This is a genomic window from Streptomyces sp. NPDC012508 (assembly GCF_042902595.1).
Classification (GTDB): Bacteria; Actinomycetota; Actinomycetes; order Streptomycetales; family Streptomycetaceae; genus Streptomyces.
Genome location: NZ_JBIBEO010000002.1, coordinates 437,551 through 460,652 on the forward strand (window position 1 = coordinate 437,551; position 23,102 = coordinate 460,652).

At 71.8% G+C, this 23,102-nt stretch carries 21 protein-coding genes; 7 read left to right on the top strand and 14 right to left on the bottom strand.

The genetic code is table 11. The features are described from left to right. Nucleotides 1-173: 173 nt before the first annotated feature. The gene (locus ACFY8U_RS08050; protein ID WP_361444667.1) at nt 174-551 is read right to left on the bottom strand and encodes a hypothetical protein; all 378 of its coding nucleotides are present in this window, start codon (nt 549-551) and stop codon (nt 174-176) included. Between the two features lie 180 nt (nt 552-731). On the opposite strand from ACFY8U_RS08050, the gene ACFY8U_RS08055 reads away from it, so the two are divergent. Then, nucleotides 732-1,247 carry a DUF6328 family protein gene (locus tag ACFY8U_RS08055; RefSeq protein WP_389567190.1) on the top strand — a complete coding sequence of 172 codons (516 nt, stop codon included), beginning with the start codon at nt 732-734 and terminating at the stop codon, nt 1,245-1,247. A 34-nt stretch (nt 1,248-1,281) separates the two neighbouring features. Here the strand turns inward: ACFY8U_RS08055 and ACFY8U_RS08060 are convergent, their stop codons facing one another. From ACFY8U_RS08060 to ACFY8U_RS08070, 3 genes are all read right to left on the bottom strand, one after another. Continuing rightward, nucleotides 1,282-2,829, bottom strand: coding sequence for an ATP-dependent DNA ligase (locus ACFY8U_RS08060; protein WP_389567192.1), 1,548 nt, complete (start codon nt 2,827-2,829; stop codon nt 1,282-1,284). A 197-nt stretch (nt 2,830-3,026) separates the two neighbouring features. Continuing rightward, on the bottom strand, nt 3,027-3,689 hold the full coding sequence (locus ACFY8U_RS08065; protein WP_150497990.1) for a response regulator transcription factor: 663 nt from the start codon (nt 3,687-3,689) through the stop codon (nt 3,027-3,029). After that, on the bottom strand, nt 3,664-4,836 hold the full coding sequence (locus tag ACFY8U_RS08070) for a sensor histidine kinase (RefSeq protein ID WP_389567195.1): 1,173 nt from the start codon (nt 4,834-4,836) through the stop codon (nt 3,664-3,666). The genes ACFY8U_RS08065 and ACFY8U_RS08070 overlap by 26 nt, the downstream gene beginning before the upstream one ends. A 175-nt stretch (nt 4,837-5,011) precedes the next feature. On the opposite strand from ACFY8U_RS08070, the gene ACFY8U_RS08075 reads away from it, so the two are divergent. Beyond that, on the top strand, nt 5,012-7,282 hold the full coding sequence (locus ACFY8U_RS08075; protein WP_389567198.1) for an MMPL family transporter: 2,271 nt from the start codon (nt 5,012-5,014) through the stop codon (nt 7,280-7,282). A gap of 293 nt (nt 7,283-7,575) precedes the next feature. On the opposite strand, the gene ACFY8U_RS08080 is transcribed toward ACFY8U_RS08075, so the two are convergent. The 4 genes from ACFY8U_RS08080 to ACFY8U_RS08095 all read right to left on the bottom strand — a co-directional run bounded on the left by ACFY8U_RS08080 (nt 7,576) and on the right by ACFY8U_RS08095 (nt 12,562). Beyond that, nucleotides 7,576-9,921 (bottom strand): LPXTG cell wall anchor domain-containing protein, encoded by a 2,346-nt coding sequence (locus ACFY8U_RS08080; RefSeq protein WP_389567201.1) that lies wholly within the window; start codon nt 9,919-9,921, stop codon nt 7,576-7,578. Nucleotides 9,922-10,081: 160 nt separating this feature from the next. After that, nucleotides 10,082-10,795, bottom strand: a complete 714-nt coding sequence (locus ACFY8U_RS08085) for a DUF6333 family protein (RefSeq protein WP_389567204.1) — start codon at nt 10,793-10,795, stop codon at nt 10,082-10,084. 202 nt (nt 10,796-10,997) lie between these two features. Further along, nucleotides 10,998-12,074 carry a DUF6397 family protein gene (locus tag ACFY8U_RS08090; protein ID WP_389567207.1) on the bottom strand — a complete coding sequence of 359 codons (1,077 nt, stop codon included), beginning with the start codon at nt 12,072-12,074 and terminating at the stop codon, nt 10,998-11,000. Nucleotides 12,075-12,157: 83 nt separating this feature from the next. Then, nucleotides 12,158-12,562: a roadblock/LC7 domain-containing protein gene (locus ACFY8U_RS08095; RefSeq protein WP_361608886.1), complete on the bottom strand. Its 405-nt coding sequence runs from the start codon at nt 12,560-12,562 to the stop codon at nt 12,158-12,160. A gap of 163 nt (nt 12,563-12,725) precedes the next feature. Between ACFY8U_RS08095 and ACFY8U_RS08100 the strand changes: the two genes are divergently transcribed. Further along, nucleotides 12,726-13,151: a PPOX class F420-dependent oxidoreductase gene (locus ACFY8U_RS08100; protein ID WP_361608884.1), complete on the top strand. Its 426-nt coding sequence runs from the start codon at nt 12,726-12,728 to the stop codon at nt 13,149-13,151. Between the two features lie 118 nt (nt 13,152-13,269). Here ACFY8U_RS08100 and ACFY8U_RS08105 read toward each other — a convergent pair whose 3' ends face one another. The 5 genes from ACFY8U_RS08105 to ACFY8U_RS08125 all read right to left on the bottom strand — a co-directional run bounded on the left by ACFY8U_RS08105 (nt 13,270) and on the right by ACFY8U_RS08125 (nt 18,727). Next, entirely contained in the window at nt 13,270-13,887 is a 618-nt protein-coding gene (locus tag ACFY8U_RS08105; protein ID WP_361444698.1) for an ATP/GTP-binding protein, read from the bottom strand. Further along, nucleotides 13,868-14,284, bottom strand: coding sequence for a DUF742 domain-containing protein (locus ACFY8U_RS08110; RefSeq protein ID WP_361444700.1), 417 nt, complete (start codon nt 14,282-14,284; stop codon nt 13,868-13,870). The genes ACFY8U_RS08105 and ACFY8U_RS08110 overlap by 20 nt, the downstream gene beginning before the upstream one ends. Before the next feature lie 13 nt (nt 14,285-14,297). Continuing rightward, nucleotides 14,298-14,732: a roadblock/LC7 domain-containing protein gene (locus ACFY8U_RS08115; RefSeq protein WP_361444703.1), complete on the bottom strand. Its 435-nt coding sequence runs from the start codon at nt 14,730-14,732 to the stop codon at nt 14,298-14,300. Then, a complete protein-coding gene (locus tag ACFY8U_RS08120) occupies nt 14,729-17,659 on the bottom strand; it encodes a nitrate- and nitrite sensing domain-containing protein (protein ID WP_389567213.1) in 2,931 nt (976 codons plus the stop codon). Before ACFY8U_RS08120 ends, ACFY8U_RS08115 begins: the two co-directional genes overlap by 4 nt. A gap of 150 nt (nt 17,660-17,809) precedes the next feature. Further along, nucleotides 17,810-18,727, bottom strand: a complete 918-nt coding sequence (locus ACFY8U_RS08125) for an MHYT domain-containing protein (protein ID WP_389567216.1) — start codon at nt 18,725-18,727, stop codon at nt 17,810-17,812. A gap of 151 nt (nt 18,728-18,878) precedes the next feature. Here ACFY8U_RS08125 and ACFY8U_RS08130 point away from each other — a divergent pair, with 151 nt between their 5' ends. From ACFY8U_RS08130 to ACFY8U_RS08145, 4 genes are all read left to right on the top strand, one after another. Next, nucleotides 18,879-19,493 carry a class I SAM-dependent methyltransferase gene (locus ACFY8U_RS08130; RefSeq protein ID WP_389567219.1) on the top strand — a complete coding sequence of 205 codons (615 nt, stop codon included), beginning with the start codon at nt 18,879-18,881 and terminating at the stop codon, nt 19,491-19,493. Nucleotides 19,494-19,579: 86 nt separating this feature from the next. Next, nucleotides 19,580-19,885: a hypothetical protein gene (locus ACFY8U_RS08135; protein WP_389567222.1), complete on the top strand. Its 306-nt coding sequence runs from the start codon at nt 19,580-19,582 to the stop codon at nt 19,883-19,885. Nucleotides 19,886-20,010: 125 nt separating this feature from the next. Next, nucleotides 20,011-20,880 (top strand): hypothetical protein, encoded by an 870-nt coding sequence (locus ACFY8U_RS08140; protein WP_389567225.1) that lies wholly within the window; start codon nt 20,011-20,013, stop codon nt 20,878-20,880. Between the two features lie 174 nt (nt 20,881-21,054). After that, on the top strand, nt 21,055-22,446 hold the full coding sequence (locus ACFY8U_RS08145) for a tannase/feruloyl esterase family alpha/beta hydrolase (protein WP_389567227.1): 1,392 nt from the start codon (nt 21,055-21,057) through the stop codon (nt 22,444-22,446). Nucleotides 22,447-22,510: 64 nt separating this feature from the next. Here ACFY8U_RS08145 and ACFY8U_RS08150 read toward each other — a convergent pair whose 3' ends face one another. Next, nucleotides 22,511-23,056, bottom strand: a complete 546-nt coding sequence (locus ACFY8U_RS08150) for an MOSC domain-containing protein (protein WP_389567230.1) — start codon at nt 23,054-23,056, stop codon at nt 22,511-22,513. Between the last annotated feature and the right edge of the window lie 46 nt (nt 23,057-23,102).

Sequence of the window (23,102 nt, forward strand, 5' to 3'; positions counted from 1 at the left end):
GACGGCTTCGAATGGCGACGCGCGCCTGGTCAGGGGCATCGCGTCGTGACGTACGGAGCACTCTACACAGGGTGTATACACGTGATGCATAGGGGGTTCGGGGCAGACGTGTGCCCCGGACGGCGCCCGTCCGCTCCGCCCGGGGTGTCAGTGGGCCGGCGTGGCCGGCCGGGTCAGCGGGATGCGAGCAGCAGCCGGGCCTCGGTCTCCTGGTCGCCCGAGACGGACTGCAGCGACTGTACGTCGAAGGTGGCGGCGAGGGTCTTCTCCACCTCGTCCACCGCGCGGTACCCACCGGTCAGGAGGGCCCCGACCATCCCGGTGAGAGGCACGGGGCGGGCCTCCTCCCGGCGCCCGCCGGCAGTGTCGAACGTCGCCATCCAGACGGTGGGGGCGGGCGCGGTGGCCGCCTTCGGTCCGGGCGCGCTCATGTCCTCGAGCTTGTAGACATGGTCGAGGACATCGAAGACCGCCTTGGCGTCCTCCCGGTCGCAATCGCTCAGCTGCACGGTGACATCCGTGTCGATGTGCGTGTCGTACACGTCGCTCATCTCCTCGCTGCCAGGCGTTCCTGTGGTCCTGCCACGCTTCCAGCATCCCTCGCGCCGGGGCGTCCCGCGACGTTCCCGTACACCCTGGGCGGGTGCGGTCGCCCCCTGGCTCGGGCGACGCAGGATTGAAGCGGCTCCCTGCGGTTACCCGCGAAGAGGAGGACGACAACAGGAGGTTCCGTGTCCACTCGACCAGCCCAGGAGCAGACGGACGCCGGCAGGCTCGTCCGTGGGCGCAACGAGACGCCGGAGGAACGCGCGGACCGGCGCTGGGGCGAGCTGATGCAGGAGATCAGGGTCGCCCAGACGGGCGTGCAGATCCTGTTCGGCTTCCTGCTCACCGTCGTCTTCGCACCGCGGTTCTCCGACCTGTCGGATACCGACCGGACCATCTACGTGGTCACGGTCTCGCTGGGCGCGGCGGCGACGGGGGCGCTGATAGGGCCGGTGTCCTTCCACCGCATCGTGGCAGGGCGGCGGATCAAGCCCCAGACCGTGGCCTGGGCTTCGCGGCTGACGTTCCTCGGGCTCATGTTGCTGCTCGCGACGCTGACCTCGGCTCTGCTGCTCGTCCTGCGGGTGGCCACGGACGACGACTACGTGCCGTGGCTGGTCACCGGTCTGGTCGCCTGGTACCTGCTGTGCTGGTACGCGCTGCCGCTCTGGGTGCGGCACCGCTACACCAACGGAGACTGAGCCACCCCGGCGGAGAGTGAGCGGGCCCCCAGGGTCATGCTCCGGCGACGACTCTCTCGACGGTGTCCGCCTCGGAAGCCGGCTTGTCCGGCCGGTGCCGTACGACACGGGCGAAGCGCAGTGTGACCCCGCCGGGGTAGCGGGTGGAGCGCTGAATGCCGTCGTACGCGATCTCGACGACGAGCTCGGGCCGTACGCGTACGGTGAAGCCGTCGTCGTCCACGGCGAGTTCGCCCAGCTTCTCGGTCTGCCAGCGCAGCATCTCGTCGGTGAGGCCCTTGAAGGTCTTGCCGAGCATCACGAACGTCCCGTCGGTGGCCCTGGCGCCCAGGTGGAGGTTGGAGAGCAGCCCGGTTCGGCGGCCGTGGCCCCATTCGGCGGCGAGGACGACGAGGTCGAGCGTGTGCACCGGTTTGACCTTGAGCCAGGTACGGCCGCGCCGGCCGGCCACATACGGCGCGTCCAGGGCTTTGACCAACACACCTTCGTGCCCTCGGGACAGGGTGTCGGTGAAGAACCGCTCCGCCGCCACCACCTGTTCGGGCGCGTCTGGGTCGTCGACGACGAAGCGGCGGACCCGCCGGTGCTCGGGAAGCAGGCGGGCCAGGGCGGCGTGGCGCTCCTGACCCGGCCGGTCGATGAGGACCTCGCCATCAGCGGCGAGCACGTCGAAGAAGACGGGTGACAGGGGCAGCGTGGCGCTGGCGGTGACGACGTCGACCCGGGAGCCGACCCGGGATGCGATGTCCTGGAAGGCCAGCGGCCGACGGGTGGCGGGGTCGAGGGCGATGACCTCACCGTCCAGGATGAACGGGTCGGCGGCCGTCTCCCGGGCGACGGCGACGACTTCGGGCAGCCGGCCGGTGATGTCGTCCAGCGAGCGGGTGAACACCCTCACCTCGTCGCCTTGGCGGTGGACCTGGATTCGGATGCCGTCGAGCTTCTCCTCGACCACGCACCTTCCGAGACCCGTGACGGCCTCGGTGACCGAACCGGCCGTGTGGGCGAGCATCGGCTGTACGGGGACGCCCACCCTCAGCGCGAACCTGTCGAGGGCGGCGGGCCCGTCGGCGAGCACGGCCTGGGCGACGCGGGGCAGCGAACCTTCCAGCATCACGGCCCGGCGGAGTTCAGCCGGGGGCACGGTGGCCGCGCGCGCGACCCCTTCGAGGGCGATGGCGTCGAGGGCCCCCTGCCGTACCTCCCCGGAGAGCAACCGGATCAGGAACTCCTGCTCCTCCACGGTGGCGTCGCCCATCAGCTGGTGGACGAGGCGGGCCCGCTCGGTCTGCGACCCGGCACCGGAGACGGCGGCGAGCTCGGTCATCGCCGCATCGGTCCCGGCGAGGGTGAGGGTGGGGCGCTCCGCGGGCGGTACGGCAGGCGGGATCGCGTTCTTGAGGACGCTCCAGCCGACGCCGATACGCCCCTGCGGGAGCCGGCCGGAGAGGTACGCGATCACGAGCGGGCTCTCCTCGGGCACGGCCTCCGAGAACAGCTCGGCCAGGACCGCGATCTTCCGCGAGCGGGAAGATGTGGCGGCGACCTGCTGGGACGCGTCGGCGAGTCGTGCCAGAAGCATGCGCCCATCCTCTCCCGGCGAGGCCGGGAGCCGCACGTCGTACGGGGCACGGGAGGGGTGGGGCCGCGGCCTCGGTCGAGGTGCCGCGTCTCGTCGGCGGCGCGAACGGAACGGCCATGGCCTGGCGTTCACCGCCTGAGTCCTTGACGTACTCCCCGTCCTGAAAGACGGGGATTCCGGTCTGGGTCGTCCCACCCTCAGGTCCCGGGGAGGATACGGCGCGTTTCGTAGGCCCACATCGCGATCTCGACCCGGTTGCGGGCCCCGAGTTTGGCCATCAGGCTGGCCAGATGCGTCTTCACCGTGCTGAGGCTGATGTGCAGCGCATCGGCGATCTCGGTGTTGGTCAGCCCGCGAGCGACGGCGAGGAGCACCTGCTCCTCGCGGGCGGTGACGGGGGAGACCGGCTGGGCCACGGGCCGGCCGGCGGGCAGGTCCGCGAATGCCTGGAGCAGACGGACGGTGACGCTGGGCGCGATGAGCGCCTCACCGTCGGACGCCGACCGTACGGCCTGCGCCAGAAGGTCCGGTCCCGTGTCCTTGAGGAGGAATCCGCGGGCGCCGGCACGCAGTGAGCCGTAGACGTACTCGTCGAGGTCGAACGTGGTGATGACGACCACGGCCAGCGGGTCGGCGACGCCCGGGCCGGCGACCAGCCGGGTGGCCTCGAGCCCGTCGAGTACGGGCATGCGGATGTCGAACAGGCAGACGTCGGGGCGTAGTTCGCGGGCCAGACGTACCGCCTCCCGCCCGTCGGCGGCCTCGCCGACCACCTCGATGCCGGGCTGGGCGTTCAGCATGATCCGCAACCCGGTGCGGATGATCGTCTGGTCGTCAGCGACGAGGACGCGAATGGACACCGCTCTCGCTCCTCGCTCTCGGCAGTTCGGCTTCGACATGCCAGCCCCGGTCGGTACCCGGGCCGGCTCGTAGTGTGCCGCCGAGCAGGGTCGCGCGCTCGCGCAGTCCGGTAAGTCCGTATCCGTCGCGACCCCGGCCGGTGCGCCGGCCGTTGTCGCGCACGCTCACCCGTACCGTGTGCCGTTCCGCGGCGACCCGGACGACGAGCTCGGTCGCGTCGACCGCATGGCGCAGCGCGTTGGTCACGGACTCCTGCACGATCCGGTAGACGGCCGCGTCCACGGCCGGGGGCAGCGCGTCCAGTTCGCCGTCGAGCCCCAGGTCGACCCTGAGGCGACCACCCGGGGTGCGCACCAGGCGCTCCAGATCCGCGACTCCGGCAGGGGGCGCCAGCTCGGCGCCGACCCCGCGGTCGCGCAGCGCGGCGACCATGGCGCGCATTTCCTCCAGCGTGCGCGCCCCTTCCTCCTCGACCCCCTCCAGCGCCTCGACGGCGGCGGACGGGTCGGTGCCGGCGAGCACCCGGCCCGCCTGGGCGACGATCACCATGGCGGACACGTGGTGGGCCACCGTGTCGTGCAGTTCCCGGGCGAGCTGCTCGCGCTCGCGGGAGCGCACCTGCTCCAACTGCCGCTCGCGAGCGGTCACCCGGAACCGCACGGCAGCCCCGACCACGCCGGGCAGCAGCAGGAAGACGAAGCCCACGACCTTTTCGACTACCGGAGTCTCGTCCGTGACGACACACAGCGCGCCGGCCGCGACGATCACCGCGCCGCCCAGCACGATCTCCCGTCCCGATCCCCACCGGGGCAGCGCGTACACCAGCACGAGCACGACCGCGCCGGTGTACAGGCCGACGGGCTCGCGCGGTGCGGCGACGAGCGAGGCCACCGGAAGCAGGATCACCGAGCCGAACGCCAGCGTCACCATCGCCAGCGGGCGGGTCCGGCGCCACAGGGGCAGCAGGCACAGCCATACGGCGAGCACCACCGCCACCGGCCGCCACACGACGTTCTCGCGCAGGGTGGCCTCCAGCGCCACACCGGCAAGGCCCGCGGCGAGCAGCGCCCAGTCCCGCCGCACCCGGGCGGGCGCGTCGGGCGGCCGGGGTTCGGTCCACAGGGTTCGCAGGTCGTCTCGGAGCACGGTTCTCAGCCTAGGGACCGCGGCGTGCCGCGCATCGGCCGAAAGGACGGGTCGTCACTCCGCCCCTGGGCCGACGGATCCGCGGCCCGCGGGCCGATGTCGCGGAGCGCCGTGGCGACGAGCCTCGGCATCGGCGGCCGTACAAGGACGGCCGACGAGGTGGTTGGAGGACCCGATGCTCTCGAAAGCACTGTTGCGCCTGGGCGCAAGCGCCGCCCGCCATCCCTGGCGGGTGATCGCGGCATGGCTGATCGCCGCCACGCTCGCCGTCCTCGCCGCCGTCGCCTTCGGCGGGCGGACCGCGGACTCGATGACCGCTCCGGGACTGGACTCCCAGCGGGCAGCGGAACTGATCGAGCGGGCAGGCACCGGCCAGGAGGGGATGACCGCGCAACTGGTCGTCACCCCCCTCGACGACGGTGCGACGTTCTTCGACGACGACAGCGCGCGCACCGCTCTCACGCGGCTGCGGGCCGAGGTGAAGCGGCTGCCGCACGTGCTCGGCACGAGCGACCCGGCGGGAGCGCTCGACGCGGGCGGGGACACCGCCGTGCGCGGCGGCCTCGTTTCGGCCGACGGGCGGATCGCGGTCGTCCGGGTGCAGTACCCCGACCAGAGCCGGCTGTCGGCCGAAGACCTCGACGCCCTCGTCGATCTCGGCGACCGGCTGCGCGCCGAACTGCCCCTGCGCATCGAGATGGGCGGGAACCTCTTCTACGCCTTCTCCGACCCCGACGGCGGCGTGAGCGAGTTGATCGGCCTCGTCGCCGCGGCCGCGATCCTGTTCCTGGCGTTCGGTTCGCTCGTCGCCGCCGCGCTGCCGATCGGCATGGCGGTATTCGGACTGACCGTCGGGGTCGCCACGATGACGGTACTGGCGGGGGTCACGGACGTCCCCACCTTCGCACCGGTCCTGGGCAGCATGGTCGGGCTCGGAGTGGGCATCGACTACGCGCTGTTCGTGCTCGCCAGGCACCGGGAGTACCTCGCGCGCGGGCTCGATCCGCACGAGGCGGCCGGACGAGCGGTGGCCACGGCGGGGCGGCCGGTGGTGTTCGCCGGCGGAACCGTCGTCGTGTCGATCCTCGGCATGGCGGTCGCGAACGTGCCGTTCATGACGGTGGGCGGGCTTGCCGTCTCGATCGTCGTCCTGACCATGGTGCTCGCGTCGGTGACGCTGCTGCCGGCTTTCCTCGGCGCCGCCGGCCCACGCCTGGCCCGGGTCGGCCGGATCGGCCGGGCTCTGCAGACCAGGAAGCTGGGCCGACTCGCACGGCGGCGGAACCCGGCGGCAGGCGCCGCCCACGCCGCCGGGTGGCGTCGCTGGATCGGGCACGTCGGCCGGCGCCCGGTGCCGTACGCGGTCGGCGCGGCGGGGCTGCTGCTGACGGCGACGCTGCCCGTGCTCGGCCTGCGCGTCGGCCTGCCCGACGACGGCTCACTGCCCCACAGCCGTACCGAGCGCCGGGCCTACGACCTCGTCGCCGAGGGGTTCGGCCCGGGCACCAACGGTCCCCTCGTCATCGCCGCGGACCCCACCGGTGATCCGGGAGTGCTGGACCGACTCGTCGGGGCGGTCGCGGCGGATCCGGGCATCGCATCCGTCGCGCCGACGCACATCGATCGGGCCACCGGCATCGCGACCCTCGTGGTGTTCCCGACCACCAGCCCTCAGGACAAGGCCACGGCCGACACCATCGCCCGGCTGCGCACCGACGTGCTGCCCACGGCGATCGGGCACGGCCCGGCCAGGGCCCACATCGGCGGCGCCGCCGCGAGCCTGTCCGATGTGGGCCGACGCACCAGCCAACGCCTGCCGGTGTTCGTCGCCGCCGTGCTGGCGATGTCGTTCCTGCTGCTGATGCTGGTGTTCCGCTCGATACTCGTACCGCTCAAGGCGGTACTGCTGAATCTGCTGAGCATCGGCGCGGCCTTCGGCATCATGGTCGCGGTCTTCCAGTGGGGCTGGGGAGGCGCACTCATTGGGCTGGAAGCGACGGTTCCGATCGTGTCGTTCATCCCGATGTTCCTCTTCGCCATCCTGTTCGGCCTGTCGATGGACTACGAGGTGTTCCTCCTCTCCCGCGTACGCGAGGAGTACCTGCGCACTGGCGACAACGGCACGGCGATCGTTGAGGGCGTCTCGCGCACCGCCCGGATCATCACCTCGGCCGCCCTCATCATGGTGGCGGTCTTTCTGTCCTTCGCCGTCGCCGAGGACCCCTCCACCAAAATGTTCGGGCTCGGCCTGGCCACCGCGATCTTCATCGACGCCACGGTCGTACGCATGGTGCTGGTACCGGCGACCATGACACTCCTCGGCCGGACCAACTGGTGGCTGCCGAAGTGGCTGGACCGGATGCTTCCCCGCGGCCCGGTCGGCACCGACGACACCGACGCGGATTCCACGGGTGAGGCCCCGCGTCCACGGCTGGTTGACCGTTGACTCAACTCCTGCCCGCCCTTGGCGTCCGGCACCTCAGCGCGTCACCTAGGGGCAGCCCGCGTCGTGATCACCGGGTGGTCATGGTGAGGTCCTTGATCCAGATCATCGAGGCGCGCAGGTGGAGACCGGCGAGGTAGCTGTCGGGAGTCTTGTCGCATCGGGCGGCGTCGGGCTCACGGGTCGGCCACCTCTGGAGTCTTCACGCGTCGGCCGAGGAGGCCCCGGCGGCGGGTCGGCACGTTCGCGCCTCCCGGCCCGCCGCCAGGGCCTGTCACCAGGTGCCCCCGGAGGGCCTAGCCTCCGGTCGTCCTGCGGCGTCGCATCCACCACAGCAGTGCTCCGCCGGCTGCGGCGAGGACCGCCGCGATGCCCACGATCAGGCCGACGGGGGTGTTGCTGCCGGTGTCGGCGAGGTCGCCCTCGGGGTCCTTCGTCGCCGGCGGCGTGCTGTGGTCGCCGCCTCCGGGCGTGGAGGGGTCGGGTGCCGGCGTAGTCGGCTGCCCGGTGGGCTTGCCGGGGTCCGTCGGCGTCGGCGTCGGCGTGGGATCGCCACCGCCGCCGTCACGTTCACCCGAGGAGCCGAGGAAGACCTCTTCGGAACCGCGGTGCGTGGTCTCGGTCTGCAGGGAGGTCTTCGTGGTCTTGTCCAGGTCACGGTGCTGGACGTTGAACTGCGTCCGAGTGATGTTGCGCTTGGGGGACTTGGAGAAGTCGACCCCGCCCATGGACAGGATCCAGACCTTGCCGTCGTAGACCCGCTCGAACTTGTAGTCGCCGTTCTTGAACGAGTGGACGTACTTGTCGTAGACGGTCTTCTTGTCCCAGTCCTTGTTCTCGCCCCTGAGCGGCCACCGCTTGACGTCGTTGCTGTTGATGACCGTGCGGAAGTCGGTGGGCTGGGCGGCGTCCGCGCGGCGGACGTGCTCGGCGGCGACACGCGAACGGTAGACGTAGCGCAGGTCGGCGTAGCCGGCTTCCTCGTTCACGCGGCGCTCCACCTCCGGCAGGATCTCACTGCGGATGAGCGCTTCGGCCTGCTTGGACTGCGCCTCGGTGATGCTGCAGGTGTTCGGCGGCTTGTTGGGGCCGCTGGCCACCTCCATGTTGACCTTAAGCGGCGCGTCGAGGATGTAGATGCCGCCGTCCTGCTCGCGGACCGTCGCCGTCTTGGGGGTGATCCACTGCCGGATGATCGGCAGGCACGGCGCTCCCTCGGGAGTACGCGGCGCGGCGCGCCAGAAGCGCTCCCCGCGTTCGTACTTGTCCGGGTTCATCGCGTCGGCGTAGTCGTGCTTGAGGGTGAGGTCCGCCTCCAGCAGGATGCGGCCGGCGTCGGTCTTGGCGAACTCCTTGTCCATGATGACGTCGGGCTGCACCGGGTTCAGGTTCACCCAGAACTTGTCGGGGGTCAGCGCCAGCCAGGTGAAGAACGCGTCGTTGGCGAGGTTCAGACGCGCTTCACCGCCCCACCCGGGCTTGCCCTGGGAGTCGGGGACGTATGTGGTCTTCATGGAGTACCGCATCCCCTTGCCCTTGGCGGGGGTGGAGACGTAGTTGAGTTCCATGCTGGAGAAGTCGATGCCGCCGGGACCTCGGTTGAAGTAGCCGCCCCGGTTGTTGGCCTCGTACTGCTTCTGCATACGGGCCGCTTCCTGGGGGGTCTTCCCCGAGCGAAGGGCCTGGTCCATGATCGAGGAGCGTCCGGCCTTGAGCGGGTCGGCGTTGAAGCGCGGGTCGGAGCTGGTGTAGACGTTCGGCTTCAGCGGGCGCTCGATGGCGTTCGAACGGCGCTCGACGATGTTGGCCTGCCGCTCGTTGGTGTTCCGGGCCTCCTTCATCTCCTTGTTGAAGGCGGCGACCTTGTCCTTGGTCCCCTTCTCGGTCGTCTGCCCGGTCAGGTACTGGAACTTGTCCTTCGGGTACTGCTTGGCGAGCTGCTTGTCGCCCTTCAACTGGTCGTTCTCGATGTGACCGTTGGACTTGGCCTCGACGTTGATGCCCTTGGCCCGGTTGCGGGCGTCGATGCGGCGTTCCTGCTTGTTGCCCTTCTCGTCGGTGTATTCGAGGGTGTCCTCGCACCACCAGTCCGGGCCGACCATGTTGTACTTCTTGACCATCCGCTGCATGAACGCGAATCCGCGCGGAGGGTTGCCGTGCGGGGCGAGCCAGCGTATCTGCTTCCAGTCGTCCCAGTTCTTGTACCCGGTGGCGTTGTTGTACTGGGCGTTGTAGCGGGCGTACATCTCCATGACACGGTCGCCCGGGTTGCCGTTCTTCTCCCAGAGCTTCTGCCACTTGCGGTAGTCCGTGCCGGCCCTCTCACGCTGCTTGTCGGTGGGAGCGAGAACGCCGTCGAAGTCCTTGGCCGGGTTGACGTACGTGTAGTTCTCGTCCGCCGGGAACGGGTCGTAGTCACCGCTCATCGGCGGACCCGAGTTGTCCGGGGTCTTGCCGTACTTGTGCCCCAGGTACATCTCGTCGCAGCGCTGCGGCTTCGGCTTGGCCTCGGCCTCCTCGACCTGGAAGCCGGGGACACCCGGAAGACCGGTCAGGGCGATGGCGGTTGCCGCGCCGAGAGCCAGCATGGTGCGCGGCCACAGGCGACGGGTGTGGCCCGGCGGCCGTATCTGTGCAGTCACGTTCTTTCTCCCCCTGGAGAGCCCGTGCGCAGCGCCGCGTGGGCTCCTGAGATCGGCGAGAGTGCGGCGCTGGAGACCCGTCAACCTTAGGGGACATCGCAAGTGCGAAGGCGAGAACGCGGCTATCACTTCCAGCCAACTGTCTTACGTTTCCCGATCGTTACTCTTCCATCCAGGTCTCTTCCAGACGAGCGGCGGCCTCGGGTGTGCGCTCGACGCGGAACACCGACAGGACTCGACCGCGTCGGTCCACCGGCATCAACGTGCGCAGAACGGCGTCTTCCACCTCGGTGAAGTCCATCGTGCGGGGCTCGGCGTCGAAGTCGAAGTCGGGGTCGAGAGCCGTACGGGCCTGGAAGGCGTCGAGGATGTCCTCGACGCTCCCCTGCACGTTCCACGGGTCCTCGCCCGACCATCCCTCGGCCCACAGACGTGCTCCCCCGGGGTGGAGGAGCACCCACGCCCCGTAGCGAACGGGGAAGTTGATGCGGGCCGATCCGATCACCGCCGCCCCTGGAAACCGCTCGGCCAGAGCAGCGGCCTGATCGTCCAGAGGGAAGAACCCGTCCCGGAAGGCCAGCGCCGCGTCGGTGATCTCGGTGACCGGACCCCAGCAGCCGACCCGCACCAGCTCGAGGTCGGCGCGCGTGTCCTGCGGGACCAGCTCCGTGGCGGCGTGCTGCGGGTCCAGTTCCTCGGTGACGCCGGCGACCGCGGCCAGGGAGGCGACGACCTCCCTCGCGCGAGCGGGATCGTGCGGGGGAAGTGCATCGAGCGCATGGGGCGAGGGGTTCTCGATGACGGTGAGGCTGTAGGTGCCGTCATGGAGCATGGAGTCGTCGGGCGCGGAGTCCCAGATGCTGTCGTCGGTCATAGCCGTCCACCGTAGTGCGGCAGCGCGGCGGTGGAGGCGGGTCAGGCCACGTCGCGGCGGTTCGGACCCGGCCGGCGCCATTGCTGCCGCAAGGATCGAACCGGGCCGCGAGCACCTGCGGCTCTTACCGTACGCGACGCAGCGAACGTGCTGGTCGCAGCCGTCGACGCGGGGCGGTGAGCCGTTCTTCCGCCTCCTGCCCCTAGGCGCGCGCAACCTCCTCCGTCTCTTCACCGACCGCATCCCTGCGGCGCCTCAGACGGTCGAGGAGACTGCGGCGCGTACGGCGGCCGGGTGGGCGGACCAGGGTGGGTGTGCGGGGCGGGCGGGGCGGCGGCGCTTCCGACGCGGGTGCGGTGTCGGGGCGCGGTGCGGGGCGGTCCGCTCGGGCCTCGCCGAGGGCGAGGGCGAGGCTCATGCGGTGCCAGAGGATCTCGTCCGGGTCGTCCGCCACCATGAGTCGGTCCACGATGTCGCGCGCGGCCGCCGACTCCGAGCGCCCGGAGGGCGCTTCGGGGCGGAGGCCATCGAGGTGGGTGCGTTCGTACGGGTCGCCGACGACCTCGGACAACTGGCCGGGGTCGAGGAGCGAGGCGATGGCCGCGGCCCGCGCCCAGGGGTCCTCGGTCGACCGGAGCAGGAGCCCCAGGCGGCGCGCCCGCCAGTTGCGCGGCCGCCGGTCCTCGCCGCCGTCGGCCCGTTCCCTGATATCCCTCGGGAGCCTCCCGGTGAGCAGCCCGGGATGGGTCAGGGCGAACTCGCCGAGCTCACCGGCGAGATAGAGCCAGACCACCGCGCGATAGCGGTTGAGATAGAACCGCACCGGGCTGAAGTGGCCCGTCCTGGCGAGCTTGGTGAAGCGGTCCGGCGGAACGGCGAGCAACTCTGCGGCCTCGCTCGTACCGACCGTACGGACCCGGTCGCGCAGCCCGGCCGGGAAGTCCGGCGCGCTTCTGAGACGGTCGATCTCCGACTGCTCCACTCGGCGCCGTCCACCTCGCGCGCCGGCGACGCCTGGTGCGGCTCCCGGCCCGCCTCCCGCGGCGGCTCGCGAGGGTGGAGGCGTACCTGGCGCGGCGCCCGACACGGTCCTCACCAGGCCCAACTGGACGGCGAGCTGGAACTCGTCCCGCCTCAGCTCCAGTTCCTGCGCCGCGCGCGCCGGTGCCAGCGTCGGTGCCGGTGCCGATGCCGGTGCCTGTGCCAGCGCCAGTGCCGACGTCTGCACCGGCTCCGGCTCCGGCGCCGACGCGACGCGAGCGCCTTCTTCTCCTGTCATGACGGTCTCCCCCGTGAGTGACGATTACTCTCAGTGATGACCGTAGCTCCGCGCAGCCCCGTCCCGCGCGGCCTGTGGATAACTCAGAGTCCGCCGATGCCCGGCTGCCGCGCCGCCACCCCGAGGTGCTCGCCGACCCGGTTGACCAGCAGCGTCATCTCGTACGCCACCTGGCCGACGTCGGCGTCCGCGCCGCTCAGCACGCACAGGCAGCTGCCCTCGCCCGCCGCCGTCACGAAGAGCAGGGCCTCGTCGAACTCGACCATCGTCTGCCGCGCGCGCCCGGCCTGGAAGTGCCGGCCCGAGCCGCGCGCAAGGCTGTGCAGGCCCGAGGAGACGGCGGCCAGATGCTCGGCGTCCTCCCGCTCAAGTCCGCTGCTCGCTCCCGTGACCAAGCCGTCGTTGGACAGTACGAGCGCGTGCCGTATGTACTCGACCCGCCGGGTCAAGTCGTCCAGGAGCCAGTCCAGTTCCTTGTCCAGCGCCATGCGTGGTCCTTCCCCCTGTGTGTGGCGTCCCCGTCGACCCGAAGTCCCCGCGGTCCGCGTGTCCCGGCAAGCCTTACGCACTGTCGTGGACAGAGCAAGCACTCCTGGGGATGCCGGGGGTGGCGAGCGTGCTGCGGTGTTCGGGGTGGCGCACCATGGGGACATGCCAAAGATGACTCAGGAACAGTGGCGGGCGTTCGTGTCCGAGGGAACCCGCACCGGGAAGCTGGCGACCGTGCGCGACGACGGAAGTCCGCACGTGGTCCCGATCTGGTTCGTGCTGGACGGCGACGACATCGTCTTCAACACGGGCAAGGACACCGTCAAGGGCCGCAACCTGGCCCGCGACGGGCAGGCGGCGATCTGTGTCGACGACGACCGTCCGCCGTTCGCCTTCGTCACGCTCCGGGGCCGCGCCGAGATCAGCGAGGACCTGGTCGAACTGCGCCGCTGGGCCGCCCGCATCGGCGCCCGGTACATGGGCGAGGACCGCGCCGAGGAGTTCGGCGCCCGCAACGGAGTCCCCGGCGAACTCCTCGTACGCGTACGGATCGAGAAGGTGACCGCCGAGAGCGGCGTCGCCGACTGAGCCTGCACGACATCCCGCCGAGGCTCCGGGCCCGGCCCCGCCGTGCCGGGAGCCTCCCCGCCCGAAACGCCCACCCGCCCGCACGCGCCCCGGGCCCTCGGCCCGTGCAGGGAAGGACTCACCCGACCGAGTCGAGCAACCGCGCCGTGTGCATGCGTCCCGCGTACTCGACCAGCCGGATCAGCACCTCCTTGCCCGAGTCCCGGTCGCGCGCGTCGCACAGCACCACCGGAGTGCCACGGTCCAGGTCCAACGCCCGCGAGACCTCGTGCGCTCCGTAGTTCCGGGCGCCGGCGAAGCAGTTGACCGCCACGACGAAGGGGATCTTGCGGTGCTCGAAGTAGTCGACGGCGGGAAAGCAGTCCTCGAGCCGCCGCGTGTCGGCGAGGACGACGGCTCCGAGCGCGCCCTGGGAAAGCTCGTCCCAGAGGAACCAGAACCGGTCCTGCCCCGGCGTACCGAAGAGGTACAGCGAGAGGCCGGACCTGATGGTGATGCGGCCGAAGTCCATGGCGACCGTCGTGGTGGTCTTCTGGTCGACGCCCCCGGTGTCGTCCACCGACTCCCCGGCCCGGCTCAGCTGTTCCTCGGTGCGCAGGGGACGGATCTCGCTGACCGCGCCCACCAGGGTGGTCTTGCCGACGCCGAAACCGCCGGCGACCAGAATCTTCAACGCGAGGGCCGTGGTGTCCACGCCACCGCCCGCACCCGTGCTCTCAGAGCGCTCGTAGGCCATCGATGACTTCCCTCAGGATCCGTTCGTCGGGCAGCTGCGCGGGCGGTACGGGTCGGCTGACCCTGACGAAGCCCGCTTCGAGGAGGTCGCCGAGGAGGACCCGGACGACCCCAACGGGCAGATCGGCGTCGGCGGCGAGTTCGGCCACCGATTGCGTCTCCGCCCGGCACAGGGTGAGCAGGGCCCGGTGTTCGGGACCGAGGAGCGACTCCTCGGTCCGGCCGGGCGGATCGTCGTCGACGACGACGAGTGCGATGAGGTCGAACCGTACGTTGCTCGGTCCCGGCTTCGTGCGGCCGCCGGTCATGGCGTACGGCCGGACGAGCGGCCCGGCGTCCGCGTCGTACCACTGACTGCCCGGCGGGGCCTGGCCGTCGCCGGGGCTGTCCTCGATCATGGGGTGTCTCCGGTCAGCCGGCGGCCGGCGGGGTCGCGGTGAGCCGCGGCGGGGTGTGCAGATGCTCGCCGACGCGCTTCACGAGGCGGGCCATCTCGTAGGCGATCAGGCCGATGTCGGCGCTCACGGAGCTGAGGACGGCGAGGCAGGATCCGTCTCCGGCGGCGGCGACGAACAGGAATCCGTCGTCCATCTCCACCATCGTCTGGCGTACGCCCCCGGTGTGGAACTGGCGGCCCGCCCCCTTGGCGAGGCTGTTGAAGCCGGAGGCGATGGCGGCCAGATGCTCGGCGTCCTCGCGGCTGAGTCCGTTGGAGGAGCCGACGGCGAGGCCGTCGTTGGACAGGACGACCGTGTGCCGGACTTCGCGGACCCTCAGGACGAGGTCGTCGAGGAGCCAGTCGAGTTCACCGGAGCGGTGGTGGGACATCCTCTCGTGGTCGATCATGCGTGGTCTCCTTCACTGCCGAAGTCGCGGCCGAAGTGGCGGCCGTGGTCTGGGTCGTTGCCGAAGTCGGGGCCGGAACCGGACCGCGAGTCGCGGCCGAAGTCGGCTCCGGCGTCACGGCCGAGGTCGCGGGCTCCGGTTCCGAGGGGCCGTCGGGTACCGGGGGCCGGGCCGCCGCCCCGGACCCAGCCGTCGCGGTAGGCGGTCATCCGGTCCCTGACCTGTTCGGGGGTCCGCGCGTCCGCGCCCTGGACGGTCGGGGTCGGCGGCAGGTCGGCCGGCGGCGCCTCGCGCAGTTGCGGTACGAGGCTGGCCTGGCGCACACGTCGGGGCAGATCGCCGGAGTCGTCGGCGGTCGCCCCTGCCGGACCCGGCGCGGGCGTTGCGGGTGGTGCCTGCGGGGGTGGAGCGGCGGAGCGACCGCGCTGGCGCAGGGTGGTGACGCCGGCAGGCGGCTGCTCGGGGGAACCGTGCTCCGGCGCCTCCTGCTGTCCCGCGAGAGCGGGGATGCGGGGCGGCCGCGGCCGCGACTGCGAGTGCGACTGCGACTGCGACTGCGACTGCGCAGCGGAGGGCGACGGCGACGCGTCAGACGCGGAGGTGGAGGTGGAAGCCGACGCGGGTGAGGGCTGGGACGACCGGGACGAGGGCGTGGTGCCGGACGGAGGCAGAGCCTGGGCCTGGGGCGGGGGCGGCGCGGAGCCCACGGAGACGGACGGCCGGGCACGGTGGCGGGGGAAGGGCGCCTCATCGCCGCCCGGACGCTCGCGGTGCACCGCGTACTCCCCCGAGTCGTCCCCGCGCGCCGGCTCCGCCGTCCGCCCGTGCGCGGTGCTCCTCCCGGGTGGCAGCGCGCCCTGCAGTACGTCGGTGGGGAGCAGGACGACCGCGGTCGTACCGCCGTACGGCGAGGTCCGCAGATGGACCTTGATCTCGTGCCGGGAAGAGAGCCGGCTGACCACGAACAGGCCGAGCCGGTCGCTGTCGAACAGGTCGAGGGCCTCGGACTGCGCGATCCTCGTGTTGGCCTCGGCGAGGGTCTCCTTGCCCATGCCGAGGCCCCGGTCCTCGATCTCCAGGGCGTAGCCGTTGCCGACGGGCTCACCGCTGATCCGCACCTTGGTGTGGGGCGGGGAGAACTGGGCGGCGTTCTCGATGAGTTCGGCCAGGAGGTGCGTGAGGTCGGCGACGGCGCCGCCGATGACGGACGTCTCGGGGAGCTGGCGCACCTCCACGCGCGCGTAGTCCTCGATCTCGGAGACGGCGGCGCGTACGACGTTGGTCAGAGGCACCGGCATCCGCCAGGCGCGGCCCGGGGCTGCGCCGGAGAGGATGATCAGGCTCTCGGCGTGGCGCCGCATGCGGGTGGTGAGGTGGTCGAGCCGGAAGAGGTCGCCGAGCTCGCTGGGATCGTCCGCGCGGCGTTCCATGCTGTCGAGCAGGTTGAGCTGACGGTGGACCAGGACCTGGCTGCGGCGGGCGAGGTTGACGAAGACGCCGGAGATGCCGCTGGCGAGTTCGGCGCGTTCCACAGCGGCGGAGAGCGCGGCCCGGTGGACGATGGTGAGGGCCTCTCCGACCTGTCCGATCTCGTCCTGCGGGGCGGGGCCCGGCGGGGCCTCGGCCTGTACGTCGATCTCCTCGCCGGCCCGCAGCCGCAGCATGGCGCCGGGAAGCTTCCGCCGGGCGATCCCGAGGGCGGTGTTGCGCAGGCTGATCAGCTCGATGACCAGGGCGCGGCCGATGCGTACGGAGATCACGAGGGAGGCGGCGACGGCGGCGAGGCCGAGCAGTACGGCGGCGCCGCCGGCGGTGAAGGCGCCTCCGCCGAAGGGGTCCGCACGGTCGGCCGCGGCGCGGCGGGCGTCGGTCTCGATGGTCGTCAGCCCGCCCCGTACGACCGCCATGGCGTCGTCCCAGGTGGCGGCGGACACGGCCTGGATCGCCTTACGGCCGGGAGCGGCGGCTCCGATGCGGTCCTCGGCGGTGGTGAGCTGCTGGTAGCCGCGCTGGTCGGCGAGCTTCTGCCAGGCCGCGCGCTCGGGGCCGCGCAGGTCGGCGGTGGCGGACTCGATGAGCGCGCGGCGCGTCTCGACGGCTCCGGTGAACTGGCGAAGCCTTTCCGCACTCAGTTCGCCGCCGAGGTGGGCGGAGCCGAGCAGGGCGTCCTCGCGGGCGAGCATCTCGCCCGCGCGGCCGAATTCGAGGAGCACGCGCGCGTCGGCGCCGATCTCGGCGTCCTGGATGCCCGTCAGGGCGCCGCCCACGGCGAAGGCGGCGGTGATCGCGGCGGTGTACTCCGTGTACACCTGGTCCCAGTCACCATCACCGGCCGTGGCGGCGGTACGGAGCCGGCCCAGGCCCTCGGCTTTGGTGACGAACCGGCCGATCCGGTCGGCGACGTCACGGGGCAGGTCTCCCCTGTCTCCGACGGTGTGTGCGTCGTCGAGGCGGAGCCGGGCGACGGCGGCGTCGGTGCGCCGCGCCTGGTCCTTGAGCTCGGCGGCCCGTCCCGTGCCGGGCGCGGCAACCTGGCGTACGGCGGCGCGGCGTTCGGCCTGGAGCGCGGTGACGGCGGCGGCGACGGGTTCGCGGATCTCCGCGTCGACCCGCTGGAGCTGGCGCAGCCGGGAGATGTCCTGGGCGGTGGTGACCGTGGCGAATCCCCACAGGGCCAGCAGGGAGACGACCGGGACCATCAGCAGCGAGACGATCTTCGCGCGGACGGTACGGGGGCGCAGCCCGCGACGACCCAGCGGGACCGGCCGGGGGTCCGAGGGGCCAAACGATGCGGCCCCTCCGGGTGGTGCTTCGGGGGCGTGCACGGGTGGTTCGTCGGCGGGCGGCCCCGCGTGCGCGCGCCGTCCGCGCGCCGCGTGCGGCGGCGCCGTCGTCCCGGCGTCCTGGGTCTTGCGGGGAGTTCGCATGGCCTCCTCGTTCCGGCTGCGTCTGTCCTGGTGCGATGTGCGTGCCCTGTGCCGACCCCGTGGGGCACCTGGGCGCGGTGGGCCCCGTGCGCCGACTGCGCGCCGCGTGCGGGGGGCGACGGCCCGGCCCCCGAGCGGGATGGGCGTCCTCTACGACCGTGCTGGGCCGGTGTCCACCGGGCCTGCCCGGTACGCGTAGGACGGCGGGGCGCCGGGCGATCCCTGGCCCGCGGTCCTTGCTTCCGTGGCGTCCCCCCTTCCGCCGCCGCGGAAGCCGGGAGGCGCCACGTCGACCGCGCGCTCGTCCGGTTCGGTGAGCCGCTCGGCCGAGGCGTACGCGGCGCGCTCCTTGGCGGTAGGGGAGAGGGCCACGAAGGCCGAGGTGATGAAGAGATAGGAGCCGAGACCCACCGCGAGCGGGAAGATGAACTGCATGGCGGTGGCCCCGGGGAGCCCGGCCGTCGACGGGACGACCTCGACCTCGACGGCGAACATGCCCGTGTAGTGCATGCTGCTGACGGCCGCTCCCATGACCAGCGATGCGAGCGCCACGGCGGCCGGTGCGTGGATGTTGAGAGCGGCCCACAGCGCGGCCGTCGCGGCGACGACGGCGATGGCGACGGAGAGCGCGACCAGCAGCGGGTCGTACGTCACCTGTCCGTGCAGGCGCAGGGCGGCCATGCCCATGTAGTGCATGCTCGCGACGCCGATCCCGGTCGTCAGCCCGCCGATCAGGAGCGAGCCGGCCCGTTGGCGTCCGTAGCCGACGGCGAAGACGCCGACACCGACGACCACCACGGCGATGAGCAGGCTCAGGATGGTCAGCGGCACGTTGTAGCGGATGTCGGTTCCGGTGACGCCGAAGCCGAGCATCGCGACGAAGTGCATCGTCCAGATTCCGGTGCCGATGGCGGACGCGGCGGTGAGCAGCCAGTTGCGTCGCGATCGGCCGGTCGCGTCGAGCGCCCGTACGGTGCAGCGCAGCCCGAGGGCGGCGCCTATGCAGGCCATCGCGTACGACAGCACAGGTGTCAGCCAGCCGAAGGCGGCGTGGTCCAGGTGTCCCATGACTCAGGGACGCTAGACCGGACAAGGGGGCGCATCAGGGGCGCATTTCGAAAGCTGATGGAATATGACGCAGAGATGTTCCAGAACGATCGTGCCGCGCTCGAACATGGACACAGGGCGTTCACCCCTGAGGCTGAGGCATCATGCACGCATGAGCGATGACCCCACCCGTGTCCAAGAGTTCTTCGGCTCACGCGCCGCCGACTGGGACTCCCGCTTCCCGGACGACGGCCCCGCGTACGCCGCGGCGGTCGCCGATCTCGGCCTGCGCCCCGGCGCCGCCGTGCTCGACGCGGGGTGCGGAACCGGCAGGGCGCTGACCGCGCTCCGCGCGGCCGTGGGCCCGGCGGGAACCGTCATCGGCGCGGATCTGACCCCCGAGATGCTCGAAGAGGCGGTACGGGCCGGGCGCGACAAGGCCGGGGAGCTGATCCTGACCGATGTCGCCCGGCTGCCACTGCGGGACGGGGCGCTCGACGCCGTGTTCGGGGCCGGGCTCATCTCCCACCTGGCCGACCCCGCCGCCGACCTGCGCGAACTGGCCCGGGTCGTGCGCCCCGGCGGCCGGCTCGCCCTCTTCCACCCCGTCGGCCGGGCCGCGCTCGCCGCCCGCCACGGCCGGCAGATCACCGACGACGACCTGCGCGCCGAACCCAACCTGCGTCCGCTTCTTTCCGGTTCCGGATGGCGGATGGTCAGTTACGTGGACGAGGACGATCGTTATCTCGTGCTCGCCGTTCGACCGGACGACATCGCTCCGGCGTAGAGACGCCCGACGCACCCTTCTTTCCCGGCAGTTCCCTGTCTACCGTGGAGATGCCGGGCAGCCGTGTCCGGGAAAGGCGGCAGGCCATGGCCCGTGTGCGAGCGCTGTTCAACGCCCTCCTGCCGACCGCGCGACGGGCACCGGACACACCACGCGAACCCGCCCCGGTGCGACGGCAGCACAACATCTTCGAAGCCGCGGCGACGTACGTCACGGGATGCGTGGAGGACGACCAGGAGCGGATCGACGAGGCCGTCACCTGGGTCTCCCCCGAGGCCCTCTCGTTCGGTATCAACGAGCTCGCCTGCCGGGCGGTGATCGCTCTGGCCCGGGAGCGGGACGAGACACCCGAGACCGTGGCACGGTCGCTGCTCGGACTGCCTCCGGCCTGAGCCGCACGGACGGGCGCCGCGGCACCTTCCCGGCTCCCGTCCCCGCCACATTCCCTTCCGGAGACTCTCGACGCGCGGGTTACCCACTGGTTAAGGTGCGCCGACGACCAGATGGGGAGGCTGCCGTGGCTACCGCCGACGACGACGCGCTGTATGTGCTGACCGCCGTGCTGCTCACGCCTGCGCAGTTTCCGAGCGTGCTGGGCGACGACTACCCGGCGGCGTGCGCGGCGCTGGAGATCGAGCCGTACGCCGGAGGGTACGGGCTGGTGCTCGGCCAGGACGGCACGGGCGCCCGGTGGACCGTGATCGTCGACGACGTGTCGCTGGTCGCCGTGGCCATCGCCTCCTGGGACTGCGGAATGGAGTACGACCTCTCCCCCGACGAGCGTTCGGTGGTGGCGGCGCTCCCCGGCTGGCCGCTCGCCGTGGCCACGGCCGCGCCCGGCCTGCCGGCCCCGCACGACCCGGACCCGGAGGAGGGTGACCGCGCCCCGCTGTCCCCGCCCGAGGAGGACGGCTGGGGTCCGGCGCAGCGCAGGCTCGGTGCCGACGAGGTGGCGCTGCAGTGGGCGGCCTGGCGGGCCCAGATGGACGAGGACGCGTCAGGGGCCGAAGGCACCGACGAAGCCGCCGACGCCGGCGCGCCGGCAAGCGCGGACGGTGTGGGGGGTGCGGGCGGCACGGGTGCGGAAGCCGAAACGTCCGGCGACCCGGCGCACGACCCGTACGACGGCGTACGTCGTGCCCTCTCCGACCTGCGCGGCTATCTGGAGGACGCCCCGCCGGTGGGCCGGGTGCGGTCGAGCTTCGCGACGGGTGAGGCGCGCATGCTCCGGGCCGACGGACCCGGCTGGTCCATGGTCGCGCGGACCGACGACATGGCCTTCGTCCTCCTGGACGACGAACCGCGCGAGGTCCTCCCCGTGGCCCGCGGCCCCAAGCTGCCGGCGCTCCTGGAGGCCCTGGACGCGATCGCGGTGCGCCCCTCCTGATCCGCCCGGGGCCGACACCCCAAGGGCCGATCCTCCCCGGGTCCGGCCCTCCGGGCCGACCCCACACATGACTGACGGGCCCGAGGTGTGGCGCGGAACCATGGCCGCACGGAAAGGGACGACCGCACGATGTGGCGGCACACCCCCTTACCGTCGTCCCATCGGAGGCCGTCCATGCCGTCCACGCGCCTGTTCCGAGGCGTTCCGCTCCTCGCCGCACTCCTGACCGCGCTGACCGTCGTCGGCCCCGCCGGGCCGGCAGGGGCCGAGTCCGGTCCCGGCCGGCCCGGCTGCGTGGGCGCGCACCGGCCCCACGTCCCCGGGGCCGCATACCAGGAGACGGCGTGTCTCGCCGATCTGACGACCGCGGGCCTGGCGGGCACCCGGTACACCGACATGGCCGACCAGGCCGGGCTCTCCGCGAAGGGGACCCGGAATCCGTCCGGTGTCCCCGGTGTCCAGATCGACGGGTACTTCCCCGACGGCTCCCGCCTCAACGCCACGCACGGCTGGTCCCACGACGCCCAGTTCGTCATCCGGCTCCCCGAGAACTGGAACGGTGGGCTCGTCGTCACCGGCGCGCCCGGCACCCGGCGCCAGTACGCCACCGACGCCCTGATCTCCGACCACGTCCTGGCCCAGGGCTTCGCCTACGCCGCCACCGACAAGGGCAACACCGGGCCGGACTTCTTCACCGACGGGCGCAAGCCGGGTGACGCGGTCGCCGAGTGGAACAGGCGGGTGACCGAGCTGACGAAGGCCGCGAAGAAGACCGTACGGCAGCACTACGGGCGGGCGCCCCGGCACACGTACATGACAGGCATCTCCAACGGCGGCTATCTGACCCGCTGGCAACTGGAGAACCGTCCCGAGCTGTACGACGGCGGCGTCGACTGGGAGGGCGTCCTGTGGACGGCCCGCGGGCCCAACCTGCTGACGAGCCTCCCGGTCACCGTCGCCCGCTCCCTCGGCAAGGCCTCCGACGAGGACCTGATCGACGCCGGTTTCGCGCCGGGCTCGCGCTTTCTGTGGCCGTACCACGAGAAGGCCTACTGGGGCGTGACACAGAAGAGCTTCCGGGCCGAGTTCGATCCGTCGTACGACCCCGAGTGCCCGGGAACGACGGCCGGTTCGACGGTCGAGGAGATCCTCGCCCCGTGTGCATCCGACGCCTCGTACGACTACGGCTCGCGTCCCACGTCCGTACGCCGGGCGGTCGCCGAGGTCGCGCTGACGGGGCGCATCGGGAAGCCGCTCATCACCCTGCACGGCGATCTGGACACGCTGCTGCCGATCGCGACCGACTCCGACGTGTACGCGGGGATGGTCGACGCACGGGGGCGGTCCGGGAAGCACCGGTACTACACGGTCCAGGACGGTACGCACACGGACGGGCTGTACGACACGTACCCGGACCGGCTGCGGCCGATCCTGCCCTGCTACCGCTCGGCGTTCGCCGCGCTGCGGGAGTGGGTCGAGGAGGGTACGGCTCCGCCCGCGGACCGCACGATCGCGCGGCCGGCGGACGGTGACGTGGTCAACTCCTGCGCGCTGGAGACCCCGTAGGGAGGCTCACAGGTCGTCGGGAGGATCACGGATCCCCGGAGCCGAGGCCGGACTGCCCCCTGGCTCAGACCATCTCCAGGGGCCGGTGCGGCTCGGCCGGCAGCTCGACCCGGATCGGGTCGCCGGGCCGCACCTCGCCGCCGGTCAGGACGATGCTCATGATCCCGGCCTTGCGGACGAGCTCTCCGTTCTCGTCCCGGCCGAGGACCTGCTTGAGGAGCCCGTGCCGGTAGTGGTCGATCTGGGCACACGGGTTGCGCAGCCCGGTGACCTCGACGACGGCTTCGGCTCCGAGGTGCAGCCGGGTACCGGTCGGCAGGCCGAGGAGGTCGAGGCCCCGGGTGGTGACGTTCTCGCCGAGGGCGCCCGGGGTGACCTCGAACCCGGCGCCCGCGACCTCGTCGAAGAGTTCCGCGTGGATCAGGTGCACCTGCCGCAGGTTCGGCACGGTCGGGTCCTTGGCCACGCGGGAACGGTGCTTGACCGTGACACCCGCGTGGACATCTCCCTCCACGCCGAGACCGGCGACCAGCGTGATGCTGTCGCGGTTCGGCTTGGTGAACGAGTAGACGCCGTTGCTGCTGACCGTCGTGACGGTAGCGCTGCTCATGACGGGAGCTCCCCTTCTCCGATCCGATGATCACATGTACGTGATC

Coding starts and splice junctions, on each gene's coding strand:
- ACFY8U_RS08115 (WP_361444703.1), bottom strand. CDS start 14,732: ATGATCGACCACGAGAGGATGTCCCACCACCGCTCCGGTGAACTCGAC.
- ACFY8U_RS08085 (WP_389567204.1), bottom strand. CDS start 10,795: ATGACCGACGACAGCATCTGGGACTCCGCGCCCGACGACTCCATGCTC.
- ACFY8U_RS08110 (WP_361444700.1), bottom strand. CDS start 14,284: ATGATCGAGGACAGCCCCGGCGACGGCCAGGCCCCGCCGGGCAGTCAG.
- ACFY8U_RS08150 (WP_389567230.1), bottom strand. CDS start 23,056: ATGAGCAGCGCTACCGTCACGACGGTCAGCAGCAACGGCGTCTACTCG.
- ACFY8U_RS08130 (WP_389567219.1), top strand. CDS start 18,879: ATGAGCGATGACCCCACCCGTGTCCAAGAGTTCTTCGGCTCACGCGCC.
- ACFY8U_RS08100 (WP_361608884.1), top strand. CDS start 12,726: ATGCCAAAGATGACTCAGGAACAGTGGCGGGCGTTCGTGTCCGAGGGA.
- ACFY8U_RS08125 (WP_389567216.1), bottom strand. CDS start 18,727: ATGGGACACCTGGACCACGCCGCCTTCGGCTGGCTGACACCTGTGCTG.
- ACFY8U_RS08145 (WP_389567227.1), top strand. CDS start 21,055: ATGCCGTCCACGCGCCTGTTCCGAGGCGTTCCGCTCCTCGCCGCACTC.
- ACFY8U_RS08120 (WP_389567213.1), bottom strand. CDS start 17,659: ATGCGAACTCCCCGCAAGACCCAGGACGCCGGGACGACGGCGCCGCCG.
- ACFY8U_RS08105 (WP_361444698.1), bottom strand. CDS start 13,887: ATGGCCTACGAGCGCTCTGAGAGCACGGGTGCGGGCGGTGGCGTGGAC.
- ACFY8U_RS08050 (WP_361444667.1), bottom strand. CDS start 551: ATGAGCGACGTGTACGACACGCACATCGACACGGATGTCACCGTGCAG.
- ACFY8U_RS08090 (WP_389567207.1), bottom strand. CDS start 12,074: ATGACAGGAGAAGAAGGCGCTCGCGTCGCGTCGGCGCCGGAGCCGGAG.
- ACFY8U_RS08060 (WP_389567192.1), bottom strand. CDS start 2,829: ATGCTTCTGGCACGACTCGCCGACGCGTCCCAGCAGGTCGCCGCCACA.
- ACFY8U_RS08095 (WP_361608886.1), bottom strand. CDS start 12,562: ATGGCGCTGGACAAGGAACTGGACTGGCTCCTGGACGACTTGACCCGG.
- ACFY8U_RS08075 (WP_389567198.1), top strand. CDS start 5,012: ATGCTCTCGAAAGCACTGTTGCGCCTGGGCGCAAGCGCCGCCCGCCAT.
- ACFY8U_RS08135 (WP_389567222.1), top strand. CDS start 19,580: ATGGCCCGTGTGCGAGCGCTGTTCAACGCCCTCCTGCCGACCGCGCGA.